This is a genomic window from Roseovarius sp. EL26 (assembly GCF_900327775.1).
GTDB lineage: Bacteria > Pseudomonadota > Alphaproteobacteria > Rhodobacterales > Rhodobacteraceae > Roseovarius.
In genome coordinates, this window is sequence record NZ_OUMZ01000007.1 from 605,351 (window position 1) to 628,579 (window position 23,229).

Here is a 23,229-nt window from a genome sequence, read left to right on the forward strand (position 1 = left end):
CGCGGATAAACCAGATCAATGCGTGAGCGTCGCTATGATAGCGCGACGTGAAACGGGAGACCCGAGATGTTGAAAGTCATTACCGGTACTTGGCCGCTGTTTTTGGGCATTATGTTTTTGCAGGTTGGCAATGGCATGCAAAGCACTCTGCTTGGCATCAGAGGTAATCTTGAAGGGTTTGGAACCTTTCAGATGTCATTGGTTATGGCCGGGTATTTTGTCGGGTTCCTGTTCGGCTCGCGCCTTGCACCTGAAATGATACGCCGTGTGGGTCACGTACGGGTGTTTGCGGCTCTTGGATCGTTGCTTTCGGCGGTCGTGGTCTTGTTTCCAGCACTGACTGACCCGCTGTTTTGGGGGATCGGGCGTATCATGGTCGGGTTTTGCTTTTCCGGCATCTATGTGACGGCGGAAAGCTGGCTGAATGAAGCCGCAGAGAATGAAAATCGTGGCAAGGCGCTATCGCTTTATATTATTATGCAGATGGTTGGGTTGATTACGGCGCAGTATTTGCTGGTACTGGGCGACCCAAGCGGATTTATCTTATTCATTGTGCCTTCGGTTTTGATTTCGCTGTCGTTTGCGCCAATCCTGTTGTCGGTTAGCCCAACGCCTGCGTTTTCAACCGCAAAGCCATTGAGCTTGAAACAAATCCTGAAAATTTCGCCTTTGGGCTGTATCGGTATGTTCATGTTGGGTGGGATCTTCTCGGCGCAATTTGGGATGGTCCCGGTTTACGGGACCGAGGTGGGGTTGAGCATTGTGCAGATCTCAACTCTGGTATCAATGTTCTTTATTGCGCCATTGATCCTGCAGTTTCCTATTGGTTGGTTGTCAGATCGGATGGACCGGCGTGTGTTGATTTTCTTTGGCGCGCTGGCTTGCGGTTTTGGCGGAATTCTTGCGGTGTTCATGGGGCATGTCTATGGCTTCCTGTTGATCTCGGCGCTGATGATCGGCGGAATGTCGAACCCGCTTTATTCCCTGCTGATCGCCTATACCAACGACTTTCTTGAGCATGATGATATGGCCGCTGCTGCAGGGGGTATGGTGTTCATCAACGGCCTGGGGGCGGTTGTTGGCCCACCAATCACGGGCTGGGCCATGGGAGTTGTTGGTCCTAGCGGCTTGTTTATGTATATCGCGTTTATGTCCTTTGCCATGGCAGGCTATGCGGCCTACCGGATGACGCAGCGTGCGGCACCCGTGGCCGATGATACCGATCTCTTTACCATGATGACGCCGACCTCATCACCAATGGCGGTTGAGTTCGCGCAAGAAGTTGTGATCGAGAACGCAATAGAAGAACAGGAAGCGGCTGACGCGATAAAAGAGTAACATTAAAGTAACAATCCTATGACACTGTAGTATTTGTTTACTGTTAATTTAATTGCGTGTGACTTAGGGTTAACTTTAACAATATGACCGAGCGAATGAAGGAGCACGCCATGGTCACCCCTGACGATGTATTGAGTTTTTGGTTGGATGATGTGGGTCCAGAGGGGTGGTATGCAGTCTCTGACACCCTTGATCAGGAGATCCGCGATCGCTTTCAAGGGGCATGGCACAATGCCCGGCAGGGGGCTTATGCCCTTTGGCTGACATATCCAAACGGCGCCTTGGCCTATATCATTTTGATGGATCAGTTCCCGCGCAATATGTTCCGCGGTAAAGCTGAAGCTTTTGCAACAGATAAGAATGCTGTTGCAGCCGCCGCCGCTTCGATCCATCGTAAATGGGATATACGCGTCGCAGAGCCCGCCCGACAGTTTTTCTATATGCCGTTTATGCATTCAGAAAACCTGTGTCATCAGGATCGCTGTGTGCGTCTAATGCTTGAGCGAATGCCAGAACATGGATTGTCCAACTTGTTGCATGCGCAAGCGCATCGCGAGGTGATCCGTATGTTTGGTCGATTCCCATATCGCAATGAAGCGTTGCAACGCCGAACGTCCGCGCCTGAGAAAGCCTATCTAGCTGATGGTGGATATGGCGCGACATTGCGCGATCTGCAAAAGGCGAATGCGGCCTGAAAATAAAGGTCTTTGTGAAGATTTGGCACTAGTGTTTTGACTGCTGGTTTAGGCTCGCGGTCATCGCTTGCATGTCGCGTTGTGGTCGGTTCAAAAGTAGTTTAGTGTCAAACTAAATTTTGAACCGGAGTCTCAGATGGCAGATAACAGCTTTGATATGGTGGTAATTGGCGCAGGTCCCGGGGGCTATGTTGCCGCTATTCGGGGGGCGCAGAACGGGCTGAAAGTGGCCGTGGTTGAGCGCGAGCATATGGGCGGGATCTGTCTGAACTGGGGCTGTATTCCGACCAAGGCTTTGTTGCGGTCATCCGAAGTTTTCCACCTGATGCACCGGGCCAAGGAATTCGGCCTGTCCGCCGAAGGTATCGGCTATGATCTGGATGCGGTCGTTAAACGGTCACGCGGTGTTTCAAAGCAGCTAAATAGTGGTGTCGGTCACCTGTTGAAGAAAAACAAAGTCACGACCCTTATGGGGGAGGCCACGGTTACTGGCGTCGGCAAGGTCAGCGTAAAAACTGACAAGGGCACCGAAGAGCTGACGGGCAAGAACATTATTCTGGCCACAGGTGCGCGGGCACGGGAATTACCGGGGCTTGAAGCCGATGGTGATCTGGTTTGGACCTACAAACATGCACTGATGCCGCCCCGGATGCCGAAGAAACTTCTGGTCATCGGATCAGGCGCCATCGGGATTGAATTTGCCAGCTTCTACAACACCTTGGGTGCCGATACGACTGTGGTCGAGGTGATGGACCGCGTTCTGCCGGTGGAAGACGCGGAAATCAGCGCTTTCGCCAAGAAGTCCTTTGTCAAACAAGGGATGAAGATCATGGAGAAGGCCATGGTCAAACAGCTGGATCGTGGCAAAGGCAAAGTCACCGCACATATCGAAGTGGGCGGCAAAGTTGTGAAGCACGAATTTGACACGGTCATTTCGGCCGTGGGCATTGTTGGTAATGTTGAAGGCCTTGGCCTTGAAGCGCTTGGCGTCAAAGTTGACCGTACGCACGTGGTTACGGATGAATTCTGCCGTACCGGAGTGGATGGGCTTTATGCGATTGGCGATATCGCGGGTGCGCCGTGGTTGGCCCACAAAGCCAGCCATGAGGGTGTTATGGTCGCGGATCTGGTGGCCGGAAAACATGCACACCCGGTGAAACCCGAAAGCATCGCGGGCTGTACATACTGTCACCCGCAGGTGGCCAGTGTTGGTTTCACGGAAGCCAAGGCAAAAGAAGCAGGCTATGACATTAAGGTCGGTCGCTTCCCCTTCATCGGCAATGGCAAGGCAATTGCTTTGGGCGAGGCCGAGGGCATGATCAAAACTGTGTTTGATGCCAAAACCGGCGAGCTTTTGGGCGCGCATATGGTCGGAGCAGAGGTGACAGAGCTGATCCAAGGCTATGTTGTGGGCCGTCAGTTGGAAACAACCGAGGAAGATCTGATGAACACCGTCTTCCCGCATCCGACACTGTCAGAGATGATGCACGAGTCTGTGTTGGACGCTTACGGCATGGCTATCCATATCTAAGTTGGGCTATAGCTAATTCTTAAAAAGCTGAGGTTCTCCTCAGCTTTTTTGTTTGGTAAATCACGCAAAATTAGGCTGTTCGTGACCTTTTGCAGATTATGTGCTACCTCAGGTAGATATCCTGGGGAGGACCACTATGAAATTTTATGGAGTAATAAGCGCGCTGTTGCTCGCATCTATGGCGCATGCGCAGGAAGAAAAACAGCCTCAAACACTGTTTACCAATGTGCATGTGTTCGATGGGGTGAATGAGGCACGGATTGAAAACGCTTCCGTACTGGTCGAGGGGAATCTGATTAAGAGCGTATCGACCGAGGCGATTGAAGCACCTGATGCGGCGGTAATTGACGGCGAGGGGCGGACGCTTTTGCCCGGGTTTATCGACAATCACGTGCATTTGGCCCTGCCGGGGCCGACCATTCCGCTGATGGAGACCGATAAAACCTGGATGGATCTAGCACTTCATGCGGCTGCGCAATCCGAGATGTACCTGATGCAGGGCTTTACCACAGTCCGAGATGCCGGTGGCGCCGATGCTGGGATCCGGCGTGCGATTGACGCTGGGATCATTGATGGGCCGCGGGTCTATATTTCAGCAGCCTTTATTGGTGGACGTGGCGGGCATGCTGATTTTGCCTCGTTCACAGCTCCTCCAAATGCAGAATCAAACATGAATCGCCTGAACATCGGCGTGGATGCAGATGGCGTGGATGCGGTTTTGAAAGCCGCACGCAACAATTTCCGTATGGGTGCCAACCAGTTGAAGGTAATGCAATCAGGGGGCGTCGTGTCGTCCTTTGATCCCTGGCAGATGGAGGGACGCACGGTTCAAGAGATTGAAGCCGCCGTTGAGATCGCCGAACAATACGGCAGCTATGCCATGGCGCACTCGTACCGTAAGGATTCCATCCTGCGCGCGCTGAATGCCGGCGTGCGTTCTGTTGAGCATGGGTTCATGTATGATTGTGAAATCGGCGCGGTGATGGAGGAGAAAGGGGCCTTTATCACCACCAACCTGACCGCCTTTGATCCTGGCCTCACAACCATTCCGGCGATTGCCAGCAACCCGTCCAGCCTGGCCAAGGCGCTGTCGGCCTCGGCAGCATTTACTGATTACCTGGATAATATGCGCAAATGCCCCGCGAAAAGAGGGCATCACACGGATTGCGTCGGGACCGTGGGCGCCTGCAATATTCAGGTCGCCTATGAAAAGCACCTCGCGCATGAGTTTTTTGGCGCTTACACCTCTTTGGTGGCAATGACCTCTGTTGGCGGTGAAATCGCGGCTATGACGGGTGATTTCATGAACCCCTATCCTGATGGGAAACTGGGCGTAATCGAAGAGGGCGCATATGCTGACATCTTGCTCATTGATGGCAATCCCTTGGAGGATTTCAGCGTGGTGGGCACCGGAGACAAATGGTTTGATGCTGAACCACGCCCCGAGAGCCCGGAAACCATACGGGTCATTATGAAAGACGGTGTAATTTACAAGAACACGCTTGAATAGGGCTTAGCTCGAGCAACTGGCACCGCCCAGCACGCAGAATTTGGCGCAATGGGGGTGGTTGAGCGCGACATCGCGCTCGGCCTCTTCCAAAGTGCTTCCCATCTCGAACTGCTCATCATAAGGCAAGAGCGTGCAGGCCAACACGGTGGGGTGATCCGCGCCTTTGCGTTTTACGACCATGCGCGAAGAGGCACACATCACGTCGCGCGGCGACTTGTCCAGGATGCCCCAGCAGGCAGTGGTAATCTCGGGGACTTCAACCGTGTCATCCATTTCAGGGAAAAGCACGGTCATGCCGGGATTGTCGGCATCTATATCGAAACTGTGTTTTGCATAGAGCAAACGGTACCCCTCGCGCGCCTCGGCATCTGTTTCGTTCCATATTGTGCGGCCAGCGGCGGCCATTGGGAAGCCGTTGTCACGTAGCCAGACCATACCTTCGATGGTGCGGTCAAAGGCACCTTTGCCGCGTATTTCATCGTGAGCAGATTGAGACCAATGATCGAGTGAAATGCGGAAGATCAGCTTTTTTCGCTGCTCTGCAGGGATTTCCAGCAAGCCTTTTTGCACGATCTTGCGCATCATCGGGCGCATGGCGTTGGTCAAGATCAGAACGTCATAGCCGCGATCAAGGCAGGTGCGGGTCATGGCCATCATCTGCGGGTTCATGAACGGTTCACCACCGGTAAAGCCGATTTCACGAATGGGCCAGTTCCGGTCTTCGATCTGGTCGAGGTAGTCGTTGATGTCCTCTACCGTGAGATAAACCAGCCGATCATTGCTGGGCGAGCTTTCAATATAGCAGTTCACACAAGTGATATTGCACAGCGTTCCTGTGTTGAACCACAGCGTTTCGGGGTTACTGAGGGGCACTGTCGCACGCATTTGGCCATCTGCGGTGTATAGCGGATCCTGAAATTTTACGCTGGGGCCTGAGAGTGCACCAGTGGTGTCGACGACATCTTTCATTGCAAGCTCCGATTTTCGTTTGCTTTTCCGAAATATCCGGTTCTTTGTGTGAAAGAAAGTCGAGCGCGGGCTGGTGACAGCTTTGTGATCGGGCATTAGGGTTGTTTGTGTTAGGCCAAGAGGTCCAACGCGCTGAAAATGGAGCAAGCTAACATGGTTTCAAGGGTTATTCCGGTTGAGCCATTTGATTTGGTAATCTTCGGGGGCACCGGGGATTTGGCCCGACGCAAGATTTTGCCCGGACTGTTTCGGCGTTTTTGTGCCGGGCAGATGGGGGAAGATTCGCGTGTGATTGGCGCCGCGCGTTCAGAAATGAACAGCGAGGAGTATCGCCAGTTTGTACGCGATGCGATTACTGAGTTTGACCCAAAAACCAAAGGCGCATGTACCCATCTTGATGAGTTCATGACCCGGCTGCATTATGTGACGATCGACGCACTGGGAGAGGCCGGATGGGTTGAGCTGGCCCAATTGACCCGGTCAGATCGGATCAGGGCGTTTTATTTTTCCGTTGCCCCACGTTTGTTTGGGCCATTGGCCGAGCGATTGCATTTGCACGGCATGGCCGATGGCACCAGTCGGATTGTGGTCGAGAAACCCTTTGGCCGGGATCAGGAGAGTGCGCGCGCATTGAACAAAGTTCTGGCCGAGCACTTTGAGGAAAATCAGATTTACCGGATTGACCACTATCTGGGCAAAGAAACTGTTCAGAACCTGATGGCGATCCGGTTTGGTAACATGCTGTTCGAGCCGCTGTGGAACAGCCAGTATATTGATCACATCCAGATTACTGTGGCTGAATCTGTCGGTGTTGGTGGGCGCGGGGGATATTATGACCGTGCCGGTGCGATGCGCGACATGATGCAAAATCACATGATGCAATTGTTATGTCTTATCGCGATGGAACCTCCGGCCAAGTTCAACCCTGATGCGGTACGTGATGAAAAGCTCAAGGTTATTCGCGCACTTGATCCGGTGGGGGAAGAGGACATTGTGCGCGGGCAGTATGAAGGCACAGACGATTTGCTGGGCTATCGAAGAGAGGCAGAAAACCCTGAAAGTACCACAGAAAGCTTTGTCGCACTCAAGGCGCATATCAGTAATTGGCGGTGGGCGAATACGCCATTTTATCTGCGAACCGGTAAACGTCTACGTGAGCGCGCAAGCGAGATTGCGATTGTCTTCAAGGACGCACCGCATTCAATCTTTGACGAAGATGCCGGCCGGCATCGCAATATCCTGACCATCAAATTACAACCCAACGAAGGCATCGAGCTTGGAGTGACCATCAAGGAGCCGGGACCGGGCGGTATGCGGTTGATTGATGTGCCGCTGGATATGAGCTTTGCAGAGGCACTGGGACCGGAAGAAGCAGATTTTCCAGACGCTTACGAGCGTTTGATCATGGATGTGATACGCGGGAATCAGACATTATTTATGCGCGGCGATGAGGTGGAAGAGGCCTGGGCCTGGACCGATCCGATTATTGCACAATGGGACGAGAACGCGGAGACGCCGATACGCTATGCCACTGGCAGCTCTGGACCTGATGATGCGTTGATGCTGATGCACCGCGATGGACGCCGCTGGCGGGAGATTAAGGCATGAAGCTTGTAGAATACGCTGACGCAGAAATGATGGCGATCGACCTGGCAAATGTGCTGGCTGGTGAATTGACGGCGGTGCTGGAACACGAAGAAAGGGCATTTTTTGTAGTGCCCGGAGGCAATACACCGGGTCCGATCTTTGATACGCTTTGCGCTGCCGATTTAGACTGGAGTCGGGTTGACGTTGCCTTGAGTGATGAGCGTTGGTTGCCAGCTGTGCATGTGCGCTCTAACACCCGGTTGATCACTGAGCGGCTGCTACAGGAGCGGGCAGCTGCGGCCACTATGGTGCCGCTTTACAAAAAGGCGGAAGAGCCCGAAGAGGCGCTTGCTGATTTGATCACTGGGATTGAACCAAAATTGCCGATTGATGTGCTGCTTGTTGGCATGGGCGATGACATGCATGTGGCATCTTTGTTTCCTGAAGGCGATCAATTGATGCAGGGTTTGGCGGCAAATGCCCCGGTTTTGATCCCAATGCGGGCCCCCAACGCTCCTGAGCCACGGCTCAGTATGTCGGCGCGGGTTCTCAACGGTGCAATCGCAAAGCATCTGGTGATCACCGGCGCAGGAAAACGAGCCGCGCTGGAACGTGCGCGCAGCACAGATCCGCTTGTTGCTCCAGTTGCTGCGATTTTGGATGGAACTACAGTGCATTGGGCACCATAAAAGAAATCTGGTGATCTTTTTTTAGAACGGGACTAACCCCCGCCATAAAATCGAGATATTCCCGCAGTAATTTTAAAGTTTAAGGTATTTGGGTTCATGTAGACCCAAGTGGAGGTAGCAGGCAGGCATGTGGGCAGAATTGAAGGCGCTGGCTGGCGCGGACATAACCGGCCTTTTTGAAGAAAAAGGCCGCGCGTCTGATTTTGCAATCCACTTTGATGGGTTGTTGTTTGATTATTCCAAGACCTCACTGACGACAGAGGCGCGTCAGGCGATTTGCAATCTGGCCGCTGAACGAGGGGTGGAAGCCCGTCGCGAGGCGATGTTCTCAGGCGCCGAAATCAACGAGACCGAGCGGCGCGCCGTACTTCACACAGCTTTGCGGGCGTTGTCATCAGCGCCGATAATGCTGGAGGGCGAGGATGTACTGACTGACATTCGGCTTGGACTAGCAAAAATGGAGACCTTTGCCGAGGCTCTGCGCACAGGGCATTATCAGGGGGCTGGCGGGCAGATCACCGATGTAGTGAATATTGGTATAGGTGGCTCACATCTGGGGCCGGAAATGGCGGTCAAGGCGTTGCTGCCTTATCGTGATGGACCGCGTTGTCATTTCGTCTCAAACGCGGACGCTGCCGATATTCATGACACATTGGCGGGGTTGGACCCAACGCGCACTTTGGTGATTGTGGCCTCAAAATCCTTTACCACTGTCGAGACAATGACCAATGCACAAACCGCTCGCAACTGGATGGCGCAGGCGGTGGATGATCCTGCTAGCCAGTTTGTGGCGCTTGCGTCGGCTGAAGATAAGACTAGTGCGTTTGGGATTCCACCCGAACGCGTGTTTGGGTTCGAAGATTGGGTTGGGGGACGTTATTCAATCTGGGGGCCGATTGGCCTGTCTTTAATGCTTTCAATTGGACCAGAACGGTTTCGGGCGTTTCTTGCTGGAGGTGAGGCGATGGACCTGCACTTTCGCGAGGCCCCGTTGGCGCAAAACATGCCAGTGATGCTGGCCTTGGTCGGGTTGTGGCATAATCAGGTTTGTGGCTATCCAACCCGCGCGGTTCTGCCCTATGATCAGCGTCTGGCCCGGCTGCCCGCCTATCTGCAGCAGCTTGAAATGGAAAGCAATGGCAAGGGCGTGACCATGGATGGTACGCCGGTTGAGGGTGGGTCAGGCCCTGTGGTTTGGGGTGAGCCGGGAACCAATGGGCAACATGCATTTTATCAACTGATCCATCAGGGGACCCAGGTGGTGCCTTGCGAATTCATGCTTGCCGCTGAGGGCCATGAACCAGACCTCGCGCATCAGCATGAATTGCTGGTGGCTAATTGTCTGGCCCAGTCCGAAGCTTTGATGCTGGGGCGCTCAATAGAAACGGCCCGGCGTCTGATGGCAAGCAAAGGGTTTGAGGGTGATGAGCTGGAACGTCAGGCCCGGCACCGGGTGTTCAAGGGTAACCGGCCTTCGACAACGCTGGTTTATGACAAGCTGACACCACGTCGCCTGGGCCAAATCATTGCACTGTATGAACATAGGGTTTTTGTCGAAGGCGTGATTTTGGGGATCAACTCGTTCGATCAATGGGGTGTGGAGCTGGGCAAAGTTCTGGCGCTGGAACTGGAGCCTGTCTTGTCAGGGCAGGTGGATGCCGACACAAAGGATGGATCTACCCAACAACTGGTTGAATTTATCCGGGCTCATTGGGAAGACTGAGATATGATTACTCTGATCGCAGCGCGGGCGCGCAATGGCGCAATTGGCCGCGATGGCGATATGCCTTGGCATCTGCCCGAGGATCTGGCGTTTTTCAAGCGCGAGACCGAAGGCGGTGCGGTGATCATGGGACGTAAAACCTGGGATAGCCTGCCTGAAGCGGTGCGACCACTGCCGGGGCGGCTCAATCTGGTTGTGTCGTCAAATCCGGATTGTGCACCGTTGACGTTTTCGAACATTGAAGCCGCGATTGCTGAGGCCGAAGCGCAGGGTTACCGGCGGCTTTATTGTATTGGCGGCGGACAAATCTACGCAGCAATGTTGCCGATGGCCGACCGAATTGTCATCACCGAAGTGGATCGGATCGTAGAAGACGCCGATACGTTTTTTCCAGAATTCTCTGCGGATGACTGGCGGCATCTGGGGGCGGTTGAACTGCGTCAAGAGGCCCCGGCCTGTGTTGTGAATGAGTATCTGCGCCGTTAACGCGGAATGTCAAAATCTGGCGCCGCGAGGATGAATTTCTCAAACTGAAAACCGGGCGAGACCGTGCAACCGACCAAAGTATAATCACCCGTGCAGCGCGCCATCTGCCAGTGATTGGGCGGTACGATGACTTGTGGGCGATGACCGGTGACCAGATCAGTGCCAAGGGTATGATCGACGGCCGGGCCGCTTTCATCTTTGGCAAGCGATAATACGAGGGGTGCGCCACTGTAGAAGTGCCAAATTTCAGCTGCGTCCACTTTGTGCCAACGATTCTGCTCGTGGCCTTGCAGGAGGAAGTAGATGCAGGTGCCCACAGGACGACCCTCATTGTCGGCCACCCAAGTTTCGCGGTAATGGCCGCCTTCAGGATGGGGGTGCAGGTCAAGGGTGGTGATGATGTCTTGGGCGGTCATAGAAACTCGATCTCGTTAAAGGTGGCAGCTTGGCCGCATTTGTGGCCCTGATCATCGCTCAATGTCCAGATGATTGCGTTTTTGATTGCGAACCTGCGGCCGGAACTGGAAATACGGATTCCGTGGTAATCGTCGATAAATCCGTTTGCGGTGATCGAAGCCAGCATGGCGGCACGCGCCGCGCGTTCGTCCGTCTCGGCACTCAGGCGTGAGGGCATTTGAGTGATCTGATCCCAACTAACCTCCCACAGTTTTTGCGCCGCAAGATTACCGTAGGTGAAGACGGGATCGTCTATCGCATTGTGTGACAAAACAGGGAAGGGGGCATGATAAAGCGCCTTGGCGCTTGTCGTGAGAGGGCGCGAGAGGCGTTTTTCAAAGGAACGCATCAATAGCTCTGAGTGTTCGATTTGAAATTTGTTGCCCTGCGATGGTTCGTGCATGAATACTGACCAAACTATGCGCATTGGGGTCGCGGCGGTTGGCCCGCCGCGACCAAATTGTGTTTATCGCAGGATCGAACGCCCGGCGTATTCAGCCGTGTCGCCCAATGATTCCTCGATGCGGATCAGTTGGTTGTACTTGGCCAACCGGTCGGAACGCGCCAGCGAGCCGGTTTTGATCTGGCCGCAGTTGGTGGCAACTGCCAGATCGGCGATGGTGGCATCCTCGGTTTCACCCGAGCGGTGTGACATGACATTGGTCATGCGGGCACGGTGGGCCATATCGACGGCCTTGAGGGTTTCGGTCAAGCTACCAATCTGGTTGACCTTGACCAACATAGAGTTGGCTGCTTTGCGTTCAATTCCTTCGGCCAAACGGGTTGGGTTTGTGACAAAGAGATCATCGCCGACCAGCTGTACGCGGTCGCCAATGGCCTTGGTCAGGGCGACCCAGCCATCCCAGTCATCTTCTGCCATGCCGTCTTCGATGGAGATGATCGGGTAGTCGTTGACCAGTGCCTCAAGGTAGGCGGCGTTTTCATCGGAAGAAAGGGATTTGCCTTCGCCGGTCAGCACATAGTTGCCGTCCTTGTAGTATTCTGTCGCGGCGCAATCGAGAGCAAGGTAGATGTCTTCGCCGGGTTTGTAGCCAGCTTTCTCAATCGACTTGAGGATGAAATCCAGCGCTTCGCGGGTGGATGCAATATCGGGGGCAAAGCCGCCTTCGTCACCGATGCCAGTAGAAAGGCCTGCAGCGGTTAACTCTTTCTTGAGTGTGTGGAATATCTCGGCACCCATGCGGATGGCATCACGGATATTGCCCGCGCTGACGGGCATAATCATGAATTCCTGAATGTCGATCGGATTGTCAGCATGTTCGCCGCCGTTGATGATGTTCATCATCGGCACCGGCAGAACCCGGGCCGAAGTGCCGCCGACATAGCGGAAAAGCGGCTGCATGGTGAAATCAGCAGCGGCTTTGGCAACAGCAAGGCTGACACCCAAAATGGCGTTAGCACCAAGGCGTGCTTTGTTTGGGGTGCCGTCGAGTTCAATCATTGCGCCGTCAATGGCAACCTGTTCTGTGGCATCCATGCCAACCAGTTCTTCGGCGATCTCGCCGTTCACGGCTGCAACAGCCTCGAGCACGCCTTTGCCCAAGTAGCGGGTTTTGTCGCCATCGCGGCGTTCCACGGCCTCATGCGCGCCGGTGGAGGCCCCAGAGGGGACAGCTGCGCGACCCATTGTACCATCTTCGAGAACGACATCGACCTCGATCGTTGGATTTCCCCGGCTGTCAAGAATTTCGCGGGCGTGAATATCAATGATGGTGCTCATGTCGTGTCCTCGGGCATAGATCAGTTGCCTGCGCCATAACAAGTTTGTGCGCTAGAGGGAATACGTATAGCTATGTTAGCGTTAACATGTCGCAGAACGCATCAGGCTTGCTGTGCAACCGCGCGTTCCCGCAAAAAGGTGTAAAGTCCGCTGCCAATGATCAGACTGGCGCCCAAAAGGGTGATCATATCGGGGCGTTCACCAAAAACGACAATGCCGATCAACATTGAAAACACCAATCGAGTATAGCGGAAGGGCATAACAGCGGAAGCCTCGCCAACGCGCATGGCGGCGACAATGCCATAATAACCAATTGCGCCAAAGATAATGCCTCCGACAAACATCATCGCCTGAGTGTTCGGGACGCCTACCGGGGCGTTGCCGGTGATCAGCATTAGCACGATTCCAGCGGGGACGAGGGCCGAAAAACCTTGGAATGATACAACCGCCGAGGAGATATTGGTATCAAGCTTGCGGGTGATCAGGTCGCGGATGCAAACGCCTACAACGGCGATCAGGGCAAAGAGAGCTGGAGGCTCAAACCCATCAAGGCCAGGACGAATGATCAGCATAACGCCGATGAAACCAACCCCGACGGCGCTCCAGCGCCGCCAGCCGACGGTTTCGCCCAAGAAAAGTGCGGCACCCATCGTGACGGCCAAAGGTGTGGCCTGAAACACGGCGGCCACGGTCGAGATGTCAACCAGAGACAACGCCGTGGCAAAGCTCATTGCTGAAACCGCTTCGGCGAACGCGCGACATATAAATAAAGGTCTCCAGGCTGAGGCTTGAGTTAGGGAATGACCCTTTTTTCGGGCCAAAAGAGCAAAGATCGTGGCGCTGCCCAGCCCCAGTATGATGAGAATCTGACCCACAGACACGGTCGCTGAAAGCTGTTTGATAAACATGTCCTCGACCGTGAAGGCTGCCATAGAGGCGATCACAAGCAAGATGCCGTTGAGATTATTCATCGTCGTATTCCGGGAATAAGCGGGCGCAATTTGCCCTGATGCAGTATCCAAAGCTGAAACGCGCGCCCCTTGCAAGGTATATTGTATCCAAAAGGATCATCTTTTGTGTGCCGCAACATCACCGAATGACATTGTGCACGTCTTTGGTGCGCGCTTGATGTCTCGTCGTTAGCCTCCGGCTTCCTCCTCGGATTTGCCTCCGGCGGAGATATTTATGGACAGATAAATTTTGGATCCGCCCTCTGGCTGCTGTACCAGAGGGTTTCACCTGACACGGTCATCGGCGTCTCCGCCTGTACCGCAGACAAAGAAGTATGGAATATTGATTAACAGTCCGTTTATTTCATCTGACTGTAAATATCTCGGGGTCTGGGGCAGAGCCCCAGGTGCACGCCTCTGTAAAGCTTGTGTTCGCGGATTGTTCTCATTTTCTGGTTGGAGACTCAGTGAGAGTTCTATATCTGTTAATCACCTATTACCGGGGGCGCAGATGGCCGAGCTGAAAAATATCGAAGTGCGTGGTGCACGCGAGCATAACCTCAAGAACATTGACGTGGATATTCCACGCAATGAGCTGGTTGTGATTACCGGGCTTTCTGGATCTGGCAAGTCCAGTCTGGCGTTTGACACGATCTATGCCGAAGGTCAGCGCCGCTATGTTGAAAGCCTGTCGGCCTATGCGCGGCAGTTTCTGGATATGATGGAAAAGCCGGATGTCGATCACATCAGTGGCCTATCGCCGGCAATCTCGATTGAGCAAAAAACCACCAGTAAAAACCCACGCTCAACCGTCGGAACGGTCACAGAGATCTACGACTACATGCGTCTGCTATTCGCGCGTGTTGGCACGCCCTACAGCCCTGCAACTGGTAAACCGATTGAAGCGCAGCAGGTACAGGATATGGTCGACCGGGTGATGGCGATGGAAGAGGGCATGCGCGCCTATCTGTTGGCGCCGATCGTGCGCGACCGTAAGGGTGAGTATCGCAAAGAATTCCTTGAGTTGCGCAAGCAGGGCTTTCAGCGGGTTAAGGTGGATGGACAGTTTTACGAGCTGGATGAGCCACCGACGTTGGACAAGAAGTTCCGCCATGACATCGATGTGGTGGTGGACCGGCTGGTGGTAAAAGAGGGCATCGAAACCCGCCTAGCAGACAGTTTTCGCACCGCACTGGATCTGGCGGATGGGATTGCGGTTTTGGAGTCCGCCCCGCGCGAGGGGGATCCTGAGCGCACCACCTTTAGTGAAAAATTCGCCTGTCCAGTCAGTGGTTTTACGATTCCAGAGATTGAACCACGTCTGTTTTCTTTCAATGCACCGTTTGGGGCCTGTCCGGAATGTGATGGGCTGGGCATGGAGCTGTTCTTTGATGAGCGGCTGGTGGTACCGGATGAGGCGCTCAAGGTCTATGACGGAGCGTTGGCACCGTGGCGTAAAGGTAAATCGCCGTATTTCCTGCAGACCATTGAGGCGATTGCCAAGCATTATGGGTTTAACAAGAACGACAAATGGAAAGATCTGCCTGCGCATATCAAACAGGTGTTCCTTTATGGCTCGGGCGAAGAAGAGATTGAGTTTCGCTATGACGAGGGTGGGAGAGTCTACCAGATCAGCCGTGTGTTTGAAGGGGTGATTCCCAACATGGAGCGACGCTATCGTGAGACGGATAGCAACTGGGTGCGCGAAGAGTTCGAACGGTATCAAAACAACCGGCCCTGCGGGTCCTGCGAAGGGTATCGGTTACGTGAAGAGGCATTGGCGGTGAAAATTGCCGGTCTGCATGTCGGGCATGTGGTGCAAATGTCGATCCGCGAGGCGTTTGAGTGGTGTGAAACTGTACCAGATCACCTGACAAAACAGAGGAACGAGATCGCCCGCGCTATCCTTAAAGAAATTCGCGAGCGGTTGGGGTTTTTGAATAATGTTGGATTGGAATACCTGACGCTTAGTCGCAATGCGGGTACATTGTCAGGTGGCGAAAGCCAACGGATCAGGCTGGCGAGCCAGATCGGCAGCGGCTTGACCGGAGTTTTGTATGTGTTGGATGAGCCTAGCATTGGCCTACACCAGCGTGACAATGGACGGCTATTGGAGACGTTACAGAACCTGCGTGATCAGGGTAATACGGTGATAGTGGTTGAGCATGACGAGGATGCCATCCGGACCGCGGACTATGTTTTTGACATCGGTCCCGGGGCTGGTGTGCACGGGGGGGCTGTGGTCAGTCACGGTACGCCCGACCAGATTCAGGCCGACGCGGCATCAATCACGGGACAGTATCTGACGGGACAGCGAGAGATTTCAATTCCCGAAGAACGCCGCAAAGGTAACGGAAAATCTCTCAACGTTATCAAGGCTACAGGGAATAACCTTAAAGCGGTGAATGCAAAGTTTCCACTGGGGCAGTTCGTCTGTGTGACAGGGGTGTCGGGCGGTGGCAAGTCGACCCTGACGATTGAGACCTTGTTCAAAACCGCAAGCATGCGCCTAAATGGCGCGCGACAGACGCCGGCGCCGTGCGAGACGATTAAAGGGTTGGAGCATCTGGATAAGGTGATCGACATCGATCAGCGGCCCATCGGGCGGACGCCACGCTCAAACCCCGCGACCTACACAGGGGCCTTTACTCCTATCCGCGACTGGTTTGCGGGTCTGCCCGAGGCCAAGGCGCGGGGCTACAAGCCTGGTCGTTTTTCTTTCAACGTGAAGGGCGGGCGATGTGAGGCCTGTCAGGGCGACGGTGTGATTAAGATCGAGATGCACTTCTTGCCCGATGTTTATGTCACTTGTGAAACTTGCCAGGGCGCGCGGTATAATCGCGAGACGCTGGAGGTCCGATTCAAAGGCAAGTCCATTGCTGATGTGCTGGATATGACAGTGGAAGATGCGCAAGAGTTTTTCAAAGCGATCCCATCGATCCGAGATAAGATGGACGCGCTGGCACGGGTTGGGCTGGGCTATATTAAGGTTGGCCAGCAGGCGACAACATTATCCGGCGGTGAAGCGCAGCGAGTTAAGCTGTCGAAAGAGCTGGCGAAACGGTCCACTGGTCGCACGCTCTATATTCTGGATGAACCGACCACGGGGCTGCATTTTGAGGATGTGCGCAAGTTATTGGAAGTGTTGCATGAATTGGTTGATGGTGGAAACTCCGTAATTGTGATCGAGCATAACCTCGACGTGGTTAAAACCGCCGATCACATCATCGACATCGGCCCCGAAGGTGGTGATGGTGGGGGGGAGATCGTGGCCCAAGGCGCACCAGAAGATGTGGCCAAAGAGCCGCGCAGTCACACTGGTCACTACCTCAAGCCGATGTTGAAAGCCTGTAAGGTGGCTGCTGAGTAGGATGTGACGCCCTAATCGAGAACATCGGCAACCGCGCCGATCACATTCAAGATTTCATGGGTATCCTCGTCAATCGTGTAGACATAGTCGCCTAGGCGGACATGGTAGCCATTTTTACGAAATCCATATTTTGACGGGTTTTTGATGCGATGATATCCGCCAGGAAGGTATTCGCCAACGCCATAGTATTTCTTGGCTTGCCCCGGGGGAACGCAAGGAATGTTTTTCTTGGCCAGCCCGGGCGGGCAATGGCCATAGTCGGAACCGCCTTGTGGGGCAACGCGCTGGACTTCAAAACCGTCATTCTTGTTATTTTTGTTCTTGCCCTTACCGTTATTTGCCAATGCAAACGAGGGGCTAATCGCCAGTGTGGTGATTGCGGCAAAGCTGATCATTGATGCTTTCATGATGTGCCCCATTTCGAGTTGGTTCCAAAGATTTCCGCGACCGAGTTTAAACGAATACAGGGCTCTTGAACACGGCAGGCGTCACGTTGCGCGAAACCTCGCTCCAGATGGTTATTCATTCACGCCCACGTTTTTCAAATCGGGGCAGCATGGCGGAGAAATCCTTGCCCAAACCATCTTCGTCTTCGACAAATCGTTTGTAGAGTTCCAGCGCCAGTTGGCCCATCGGCGTGTCAGCATCGGCGCTGCTGGCAGCTTGCTGGCTGAGGCCGAGATCTTTAAGCATCAGTTCAGAGGCAAACCCCGGTTGATAGTCGTTGTCTGCTGGTGACTGTGGGCCTACGCCTGGGGCGGGGCAGTAGGCGTTCATGGTCCAACTGTAGCCCGATGAGGTTGAAACCACATCAAACATTTTATCACGATCTAATCCCAGCTTGTCGGCCAATGCAAAGGCCTCGCAGGTGGCGATCATGGTGGCACCAAGGATCATGTTATTGCATATTTTGGCAGCTTGACCTGCGCCAGCAGCCCCGCAATGCACGGCTTTTTGTCCCATGATCTCGAACAGGGGTTCTGCCACGGCAAATGCGGCATCTGATCCGCCTGCCATAAAGGTAAGCGTGCCAGCTGAAGCGCCCCCAATACCGCCCGATACGGGCGCATCCACAAACAAAAGGTCAGCGCCAGATGCCTGTACATCGACCGCGCGGGCGCTTTCGACATCCACGGTAGAACAATCGATCAGCGTAGCATCGCGAGCCATGTTGGGAAGGATTTGATCAGCAACCGCGCGCAGGATTGCGCCGTTGGGCAGCATTGTGATGACAACCTCAGCATCTTTAACGGCGCCTGCAACGCTGTCTGCCATGTTAATCCCGTCGAGGCTGACCTCCGCGGTATCAAAACCATTAACCTCATGCCCGGCCTTGACCAGATTGATGGCCATTGGGCCGCCCATATTTCCCAGGCCGATGAAACCTATTTTCATGATGTGGCGTCCTTTTGTTCAAAAGTCAGGGCGTTTTCCCCCAGTGGCATCAGCATCTGCGACACCTCTAGGGCAGGGGGATTGTCAAAGCTGTGCAGCCACTCAGGACTGCGATCTTTGTCGATCACTGCGGCACGGACCCCTTCGAGGAAGTCACCTTTTTCCTGTGCGCGGAAGGTAAAGCGGTATTCCATCTCAAGCGCATGGTAGATGTTGGCGTTTGGGCCGCGCACCCGGTGAATCAGTTCAACTGCGCTTGCCATCGCTAACGGAGAGTTGCGCGCCATTTGTTTGAGGGTTTCGTTGGAAAATTCAGAATTTTTTGCCACCAGAGCATTCTTAATATCCCGTAGGGCCTCACCGCCGAACAATCTGTTAATCTGGGGGATCTGCTCGCGCAGTGGGCCGCTGATGGCAGGCTTACTGTGTTGCTCCAAAACTGCGGCGTTCCCTGTTTCACATAGTGTTTCGATCAAATCGGACCATTGGGCGCGGGGGATATACGTGTCTGCGAAGCCAGCAAAGATGGCGCAATCCGCCTGCATACGGGCAGCGGTGGTTCCCAGATATTCGCCCAATCGCCCCGGTGCGCGAGCCAAGAGCAAACTACCGCCGACGTCCGGTACAAGGCCAATGCTGACCTCGGGCATGGCAATCTGGCTGTTTTCGCACACGATGCGATGCGAGCCATGGCAGGAAATGCCAACACCGCCGCCCATAGTGAATCCTTGCATAAAGGCGACATAGGGTTTGGGATATTCAGCAATCAGAGCATTCAAACGATATTCATCACGCCAGAAGGTTTGCCCATAGTCAAAGTCGCCAGCGCAGCCAGCCTTGTAGAGGTCCTGAATGTCGCCGCCTGCGCAAAAGGCTTTGTCGCCTGTGGCGTCAATGATCACTAGTTTAATGTTGTCATCAGATAGCCAGTTGATCAGCGCCAACTCGATTTCCAGGCACATTTCATATGTGATAGCGTTGAGTGCCTGTGGCCTATCAAGAGTGATCCGGCCAGCGTGTCCTTGGGTGTGAATGTGGATGTCGTTCATTGTTTTCCCAAAAGGTCTCGCGCCACGATCAGGCGCATAATTTCGTTTGTCCCTTCGAGTATCTCATGCACGCGCAGGTCTCGCACCAGTTTTTCGATGCCGTAGTCAGCCAGATAGCCGTAACCGCCATGCAGTTGTAAGCATTGATTGACTGTGTTTGACCCGGTCTCGGTCACGAATTTCTTGGCCATGGCGCAGAACTTGGTCGCATCGGGCGCGTCAGTGTCGAGTTTCCACGCAGCCTGATGCAGGAAGGTCCGAGCGGCTTGCAGCTCTATTTCCAGATCAGCTAGCCGAAATTGAAGCGCTTGAAATTGATCGATGCTGCGGCCAAAGGCACGGCGCTCTGCCATGTAGGCCAGCGTCTGGTTCAAGCCTTGTTGCGCAGCGCCAAGAGAACAGGCAGCAATGTTCAACCTTCCTCCATCAAGCCCCTTCATGGCATATTTGAAGCCGTGTCCTTCGATCCCCAGCAGGTTTTCAACGGTGACAGGGCATCCGTCAAACTGGACTTGCCGTGTGGGTTGGCTGCGCCAGCCCATCTTGTCTTCAAGCCCGCCGAAGGAAAGTCCCTCGGTGCCGTCATCAACATAAAGCGCTGATATACCGGCCGGGCCGTCATTCCCTGTGCGGGCCATGACAACATAGCCGCCTGAATATCCCCCCCCTGAGATAAAAGCCTTGCTGCCGGATATTGTGTAGCTGTTATCTCTGACTTGTGCTTTGGTTCTGAGTGCAGCTGCATCTGACCCTGAGCCGGGTTCGGTCAGGCAGTAGGAAAGCACCGTTTTCATCGCCAGAACATCGGGCAGAATACGTGATTTTAGCCCCTGCGTGGCATAGCTGTCGATCATCTTGGCGCACATATTGTGTATTGATAGAAACGCAGCGACAGAGGGGCAGGCCATCGATAGCGCCTCAAACACCAAGGTGGCATCCAACCGGTTGAGGCCTGCGCCACCGTGGCCTTCAGAGACGTATAACCCCCCAAATCCAAGTTGCGCGATTTTAAGCCAAAGCTTTTTCGGGATAGTGCCCTCCCGTTCCCAATCTTGTGCAAAGGGGGCAATGTTTTCTTGCCCAAAGGCAAAAGCCACGTCAAATATAGCTTTTTGTTCTTCGCTGAGAGCAAAATCCATTGTGGTCTCGCCTGCTGTATAAAATGAACGTATGTTTAATTAATGCGCCTTTTCCCAATTTGGCAACCCCAACAGGCGCAAACTTAAATGAATGGCAGATGTGGAGGGGAATACCTAAGTTATAGAAAAGGAGTAGATAACGGCTACTGAGTTGACTTAACGTCATTTAGAAAATCGTTATAATTGCCCAAGTTTTGCCAAATTAATTAATAATGATGAAATTGTTAAATGAGTTTCGAACCCAAAATGTTCCAAGGGTTCCTAGTAAAAGAGTGTGTGGCAATGAATGAACTACTGTTTGTATCAACCAAAGACGATCCAATCATGTCTTTCCAAGAGGGCATTGATGAGGGGCACGAAGGGTTAAATCAAGCCCTAAATCTGGTCATAAAGAATATGCCGCCTGCGCTATTTAAAATAGTTGCCGAAGATCTGGATCGACTTGAAAAGTCAGAGCCAACTTCTTCTCTGACGACCGAGGTGTTTAGTAACGCAATTAGGTTATATCAAGATACTCAGTTGTTAAGCATGATTGATTCAAAACCAGTCAGGGCATCATAAAAAACTCCAGGTAGCCAATGTAACAAGCAATGGCACCTGGGAGCCTATCAATCATATGGGAATTCTCTGCGTTTACTGACGAAGTCAGAGCAATAGCACTTGCGTACCGACCGGAACCTTGTCGAAGAGGGTTTCGACATGTTCGTTGTATAGGCCAATGCAGCCGCTTGAGGATTTGCGCCCGATTTTACGCGTGTCATGGGTGCCGTGGATCAGGTAGGCGGGCCAGCTCAGATACATCGCCCGTGTGCCAAGTGGATTGCCTGGGGCACCACCTTCGATCCGTTGGGGCAGATCTGGATCACGTTCGCGCATCGACGCGGTTGGTGTCCAGCTTGGGTGTTCTGCCTTGCGTACAACTTCAGTATAGCCGCGTTTTGTCATGTCTTCGGTCTGTGGTACTGAAGATGGGAACAAGATGTATGTTTCGCCATCGGCATCCCAGTAGTGCAGGGCGCGACTGCTGATGTCAGCTACGATGCAACCTTTGCCAAGACTGTCGAAATGGTCACTCCAATGTTGAGTCTTGAAGGCAGACGCATTACGGCGTGTGGATTTCGGGGCCTCCTGAGCGTTGATCAGGCTGGGCGTCGCCAGAGCGGCAAGGCCGGTCACAATCGCGGTGCGGCGGTTTAGGCGGTTGTCAGTCATATTGGATCTCTACTCAGGGTTTTATGCGGTGCTTATCTGATCTCAATCTAGGGAATAAGCCCTATGAAAACGAGGGGGAATAGGAGTGACATTTTGCCCCCTCACGCAGAAGTGACTGCGTTTTGACGCTACAGGTCGGCGTGAAATTCTTCGACTAGGTGGCGTACGACTGATTGCAACGCCTGATGTTCATCCTGCCCGTTGGCCAAGGCATCTTGATGAACCTGTCTTTGGCGACCGGAACTTGTCCCGCTGTTTAGGACCTCACGACTACGCTCGACCTCATCAACTGAGGAGAAAAAGGCGGCATCTTCCTGAACTAACCCGATCATCTCTTCGACCAATTCGGACATGGGCACAATTTCGTGGCGGCCAAAATCAATCAAACCTTCGCGGGTTGCATAGCGTTGAGCACGCCAGCGGTTTTCTGACAACAGAAAGTTGTCATAGATGCGCCAACGTTGATTGTTGGTGGCCAAACGCCAGAGCATTCGGGTCAGAGCCTGTGTCAGAGCCGCAAGGGTCAACGTGTGTTCCAACCGTGGCTGGACATCGCAAATGCGGGATTCAATTGTCGGGAACCGGGAGGAGGGTCGTAGATCCCACCAGATTTTCGAGCTGTCTTCGATCACACCTAGGTCTGTGAGTGCTGAGACCGCACGTTCAAACTCTCCAAAACTGTCCATACGTGGGGGCAAGCCGGTGCGCGGCAGGTTGTCAAACACTGTCAGCCGATAACTATCGAGGCCAGTGTCGCGACCCTGCCAAAACGGTGAAGAGCAGCTAAGCGCCAGCAGGTGGGGTAGAAAATAACAAAGCTGATTCATCAGATCGATACGTTGATTGGGCCGTTCAATCCCAACGTGCACATGCATGCCGCAGATCAACATGCGGCGAACAACGCCTGCTAGATCAGATGATAGCGCATTATAGCGCTCCTTTTCAGTATGGCTTTGATCTCTCCAGTCGGAAAATGGATGGCAAGAGGCCGCTATCGGTGCCAGATTGAAGCGTGCCGCGTGTTTTGAGACACAAGCGCGTAAGCGTTTGAGATCTTCTCGCGCCTCGGCAACATTGGCGCAAACCTTTGTGCCGATCTCGATCTGACATTTGAGGAACTCTGGCGCTACTTGGTCTTGCAATTCACTTTGGCAGGCGTCCATCATTTCTGCTGGAGCTTCAGAGAGCGCCAGACTATCCTGGTCAACTAAAAGATATTCTTCTTCGATTCCAATTGTAAAATCAGGGGATAGGGCGGACATGGGCACTCTCGATAACTTCAGATGGCTACAGAAAAGTCGCATGTTGGCTGTGTGTCAATGCAGTGGACGCAAATTCTAACAAGTAAAATGCCAAGGTTAACATGCCGCTTAGCTTTTACTCCGGCAG

The 23,229-nt window shown here is 53.6% G+C and carries 21 protein-coding genes; 10 read left to right on the forward strand and 11 right to left on the reverse strand.

What is annotated here, in order from left to right; all coding sequences use genetic code 11:
* Window positions 1–66 precede the first annotated feature (66 nt).
* The 4 genes from D9A02_RS10900 (at window position 67) to D9A02_RS10915 (ending at window position 5,074) form a co-directional block, all read left to right on the forward strand.
* Complete coding sequence (locus D9A02_RS10900; protein ID WP_120500993.1) at window positions 67–1,338, forward strand: MFS transporter; 1,272 nt, start codon at window positions 67–69, stop codon at window positions 1,336–1,338.
* 110 nt (window positions 1,339–1,448) lie between these two features.
* On the forward strand, window positions 1,449–2,033 hold the full coding sequence (locus D9A02_RS10905) for a DUF924 family protein (RefSeq protein ID WP_120500994.1): 585 nt from the start codon (window positions 1,449–1,451) through the stop codon (window positions 2,031–2,033).
* Window positions 2,034–2,169: 136 nt separating this feature from the next.
* On the forward strand, window positions 2,170–3,564 hold the full coding sequence (gene lpdA, locus D9A02_RS10910) for a dihydrolipoyl dehydrogenase (RefSeq protein ID WP_120500995.1): 1,395 nt from the start codon (window positions 2,170–2,172) through the stop codon (window positions 3,562–3,564).
* Window positions 3,565–3,700: 136 nt separating this feature from the next.
* On the forward strand, window positions 3,701–5,074 hold the full coding sequence (locus tag D9A02_RS10915; RefSeq protein WP_120500996.1) for an amidohydrolase family protein: 1,374 nt from the start codon (window positions 3,701–3,703) through the stop codon (window positions 5,072–5,074).
* A gap of 3 nt (window positions 5,075–5,077) precedes the next feature.
* On the opposite strand, the gene D9A02_RS10920 is transcribed toward D9A02_RS10915, so the two are convergent.
* Window positions 5,078–6,043, reverse strand: a complete 966-nt coding sequence (locus tag D9A02_RS10920; protein ID WP_120502489.1) for a radical SAM protein — start codon at window positions 6,041–6,043, stop codon at window positions 5,078–5,080.
* 153 nt (window positions 6,044–6,196) lie between these two features.
* Between D9A02_RS10920 and zwf the strand changes: the two genes are divergently transcribed.
* From zwf to D9A02_RS10940, 4 genes are all read left to right on the forward strand, one after another.
* The gene (zwf, locus tag D9A02_RS10925; RefSeq protein ID WP_120500997.1) at window positions 6,197–7,651 is read left to right on the forward strand and encodes a glucose-6-phosphate dehydrogenase; all 1,455 of its coding nucleotides are present in this window, start codon (window positions 6,197–6,199) and stop codon (window positions 7,649–7,651) included.
* Window positions 7,648–8,319, forward strand: a complete 672-nt coding sequence (gene pgl / locus D9A02_RS10930) for a 6-phosphogluconolactonase (protein ID WP_120500998.1) — start codon at window positions 7,648–7,650, stop codon at window positions 8,317–8,319. Before zwf ends, pgl begins: the two co-directional genes overlap by 4 nt.
* A gap of 127 nt (window positions 8,320–8,446) precedes the next feature.
* A complete protein-coding gene (pgi, locus tag D9A02_RS10935; protein ID WP_120500999.1) occupies window positions 8,447–10,042 on the forward strand; it encodes a glucose-6-phosphate isomerase in 1,596 nt (531 codons plus the stop codon).
* Between the two features lie 3 nt (window positions 10,043–10,045).
* Window positions 10,046–10,528: a dihydrofolate reductase gene (locus D9A02_RS10940; RefSeq protein ID WP_120501000.1), complete on the forward strand. Its 483-nt coding sequence runs from the start codon at window positions 10,046–10,048 to the stop codon at window positions 10,526–10,528.
* On the opposite strand, the gene D9A02_RS10945 is transcribed toward D9A02_RS10940, so the two are convergent.
* From D9A02_RS10945 to D9A02_RS10960, 4 genes are all read right to left on the reverse strand, one after another.
* Window positions 10,525–10,944, reverse strand: a complete 420-nt coding sequence (locus tag D9A02_RS10945) for a cupin domain-containing protein (RefSeq protein WP_120501001.1) — start codon at window positions 10,942–10,944, stop codon at window positions 10,525–10,527. The genes D9A02_RS10940 and D9A02_RS10945 overlap by 4 nt on opposite strands.
* The gene (locus D9A02_RS10950) at window positions 10,941–11,387 is read right to left on the reverse strand and encodes an MEKHLA domain-containing protein (RefSeq protein ID WP_120501002.1); all 447 of its coding nucleotides are present in this window, start codon (window positions 11,385–11,387) and stop codon (window positions 10,941–10,943) included. Before D9A02_RS10950 ends, D9A02_RS10945 begins: the two co-directional genes overlap by 4 nt.
* A 63-nt stretch (window positions 11,388–11,450) precedes the next feature.
* Entirely contained in the window at window positions 11,451–12,725 is a 1,275-nt protein-coding gene (eno, locus tag D9A02_RS10955; protein WP_120501003.1) for a phosphopyruvate hydratase, read from the reverse strand.
* A 101-nt stretch (window positions 12,726–12,826) separates the two neighbouring features.
* Window positions 12,827–13,696, reverse strand: a complete 870-nt coding sequence (locus D9A02_RS10960; protein ID WP_120501004.1) for a DMT family transporter — start codon at window positions 13,694–13,696, stop codon at window positions 12,827–12,829.
* A gap of 490 nt (window positions 13,697–14,186) precedes the next feature.
* Between D9A02_RS10960 and uvrA the strand changes: the two genes are divergently transcribed.
* Window positions 14,187–17,045 carry an excinuclease ABC subunit UvrA gene (gene uvrA, locus D9A02_RS10965; protein ID WP_120501005.1) on the forward strand — a complete coding sequence of 953 codons (2,859 nt, stop codon included), beginning with the start codon at window positions 14,187–14,189 and terminating at the stop codon, window positions 17,043–17,045.
* A gap of 11 nt (window positions 17,046–17,056) precedes the next feature.
* Here uvrA and D9A02_RS10970 read toward each other — a convergent pair whose 3' ends face one another.
* The 4 genes from D9A02_RS10970 to D9A02_RS10985 all read right to left on the reverse strand — a co-directional run bounded on the left by D9A02_RS10970 (window position 17,057) and on the right by D9A02_RS10985 (window position 20,628).
* Window positions 17,057–17,452, reverse strand: a complete 396-nt coding sequence (locus D9A02_RS10970) for a hypothetical protein (RefSeq protein WP_120502490.1) — start codon at window positions 17,450–17,452, stop codon at window positions 17,057–17,059.
* Between the two features lie 115 nt (window positions 17,453–17,567).
* Window positions 17,568–18,440 carry a 3-hydroxyisobutyrate dehydrogenase gene (mmsB, locus tag D9A02_RS10975; protein WP_120501006.1) on the reverse strand — a complete coding sequence of 291 codons (873 nt, stop codon included), beginning with the start codon at window positions 18,438–18,440 and terminating at the stop codon, window positions 17,568–17,570.
* Window positions 18,437–19,489, reverse strand: a complete 1,053-nt coding sequence (locus D9A02_RS10980; RefSeq protein WP_120501007.1) for an enoyl-CoA hydratase/isomerase family protein — start codon at window positions 19,487–19,489, stop codon at window positions 18,437–18,439. The genes mmsB and D9A02_RS10980 overlap by 4 nt, the downstream gene beginning before the upstream one ends.
* A complete protein-coding gene (locus tag D9A02_RS10985; protein WP_120501008.1) occupies window positions 19,486–20,628 on the reverse strand; it encodes an acyl-CoA dehydrogenase family protein in 1,143 nt (380 codons plus the stop codon). Before D9A02_RS10985 ends, D9A02_RS10980 begins: the two co-directional genes overlap by 4 nt.
* Window positions 20,629–20,910: 282 nt before the next feature.
* On the opposite strand from D9A02_RS10985, the gene D9A02_RS10990 reads away from it, so the two are divergent.
* Window positions 20,911–21,189: a hypothetical protein gene (locus D9A02_RS10990; RefSeq protein ID WP_162933037.1), complete on the forward strand. Its 279-nt coding sequence runs from the start codon at window positions 20,911–20,913 to the stop codon at window positions 21,187–21,189.
* 84 nt (window positions 21,190–21,273) lie between these two features.
* Here D9A02_RS10990 and D9A02_RS10995 read toward each other — a convergent pair whose 3' ends face one another.
* Both D9A02_RS10995 and D9A02_RS11000 read right to left on the reverse strand, forming a co-directional pair.
* Window positions 21,274–21,840 (reverse strand): L,D-transpeptidase, encoded by a 567-nt coding sequence (locus tag D9A02_RS10995; protein WP_120501010.1) that lies wholly within the window; start codon window positions 21,838–21,840, stop codon window positions 21,274–21,276.
* 128 nt (window positions 21,841–21,968) lie between these two features.
* Complete coding sequence (locus D9A02_RS11000) at window positions 21,969–23,102, reverse strand: carboxylate-amine ligase (RefSeq protein WP_120501011.1); 1,134 nt, start codon at window positions 23,100–23,102, stop codon at window positions 21,969–21,971.
* Window positions 23,103–23,229: the final 127 nt, after the last annotated feature.

Excerpts from the sequence above, each read along its gene's own strand:
- D9A02_RS10900 (WP_120500993.1), top strand. The coding sequence starts at position 67 with ATGTTGAAAGTCATTACCGGTACTTGGCCGCTGTTTTTGGGCATTATG.
- D9A02_RS10905 (WP_120500994.1), top strand. The coding sequence starts at position 1,449 with ATGGTCACCCCTGACGATGTATTGAGTTTTTGGTTGGATGATGTGGGT.
- uvrA (WP_120501005.1), top strand. The coding sequence starts at position 14,187 with ATGGCCGAGCTGAAAAATATCGAAGTGCGTGGTGCACGCGAGCATAAC.
- eno (WP_120501003.1), bottom strand. The coding sequence starts at position 12,725 with ATGAGCACCATCATTGATATTCACGCCCGCGAAATTCTTGACAGCCGG.
- D9A02_RS10970 (WP_120502490.1), bottom strand. The coding sequence starts at position 17,452 with ATGAAAGCATCAATGATCAGCTTTGCCGCAATCACCACACTGGCGATT.
- D9A02_RS10915 (WP_120500996.1), top strand. The coding sequence starts at position 3,701 with ATGAAATTTTATGGAGTAATAAGCGCGCTGTTGCTCGCATCTATGGCG.
- pgl (WP_120500998.1), top strand. The coding sequence starts at position 7,648 with ATGAAGCTTGTAGAATACGCTGACGCAGAAATGATGGCGATCGACCTG.
- D9A02_RS10920 (WP_120502489.1), bottom strand. The coding sequence starts at position 6,043 with ATGAAAGATGTCGTCGACACCACTGGTGCACTCTCAGGCCCCAGCGTA.
- D9A02_RS10990 (WP_162933037.1), top strand. The coding sequence starts at position 20,911 with ATGAATGAACTACTGTTTGTATCAACCAAAGACGATCCAATCATGTCT.
- lpdA (WP_120500995.1), top strand. The coding sequence starts at position 2,170 with ATGGCAGATAACAGCTTTGATATGGTGGTAATTGGCGCAGGTCCCGGG.
- D9A02_RS10945 (WP_120501001.1), bottom strand. The coding sequence starts at position 10,944 with ATGACCGCCCAAGACATCATCACCACCCTTGACCTGCACCCCCATCCT.
- pgi (WP_120500999.1), top strand. The coding sequence starts at position 8,447 with ATGTGGGCAGAATTGAAGGCGCTGGCTGGCGCGGACATAACCGGCCTT.
- D9A02_RS10995 (WP_120501010.1), bottom strand. The coding sequence starts at position 21,840 with ATGACTGACAACCGCCTAAACCGCCGCACCGCGATTGTGACCGGCCTT.
- D9A02_RS10980 (WP_120501007.1), bottom strand. The coding sequence starts at position 19,489 with ATGAACGACATCCACATTCACACCCAAGGACACGCTGGCCGGATCACT.
- mmsB (WP_120501006.1), bottom strand. The coding sequence starts at position 18,440 with ATGAAAATAGGTTTCATCGGCCTGGGAAATATGGGCGGCCCAATGGCC.
- D9A02_RS11000 (WP_120501011.1), bottom strand. The coding sequence starts at position 23,102 with ATGTCCGCCCTATCCCCTGATTTTACAATTGGAATCGAAGAAGAATAT.
- zwf (WP_120500997.1), top strand. The coding sequence starts at position 6,197 with ATGGTTTCAAGGGTTATTCCGGTTGAGCCATTTGATTTGGTAATCTTC.
- D9A02_RS10985 (WP_120501008.1), bottom strand. The coding sequence starts at position 20,628 with ATGGATTTTGCTCTCAGCGAAGAACAAAAAGCTATATTTGACGTGGCT.
- D9A02_RS10940 (WP_120501000.1), top strand. The coding sequence starts at position 10,046 with ATGATTACTCTGATCGCAGCGCGGGCGCGCAATGGCGCAATTGGCCGC.
- D9A02_RS10950 (WP_120501002.1), bottom strand. The coding sequence starts at position 11,387 with ATGCACGAACCATCGCAGGGCAACAAATTTCAAATCGAACACTCAGAG.
- D9A02_RS10960 (WP_120501004.1), bottom strand. The coding sequence starts at position 13,696 with ATGAATAATCTCAACGGCATCTTGCTTGTGATCGCCTCTATGGCAGCC.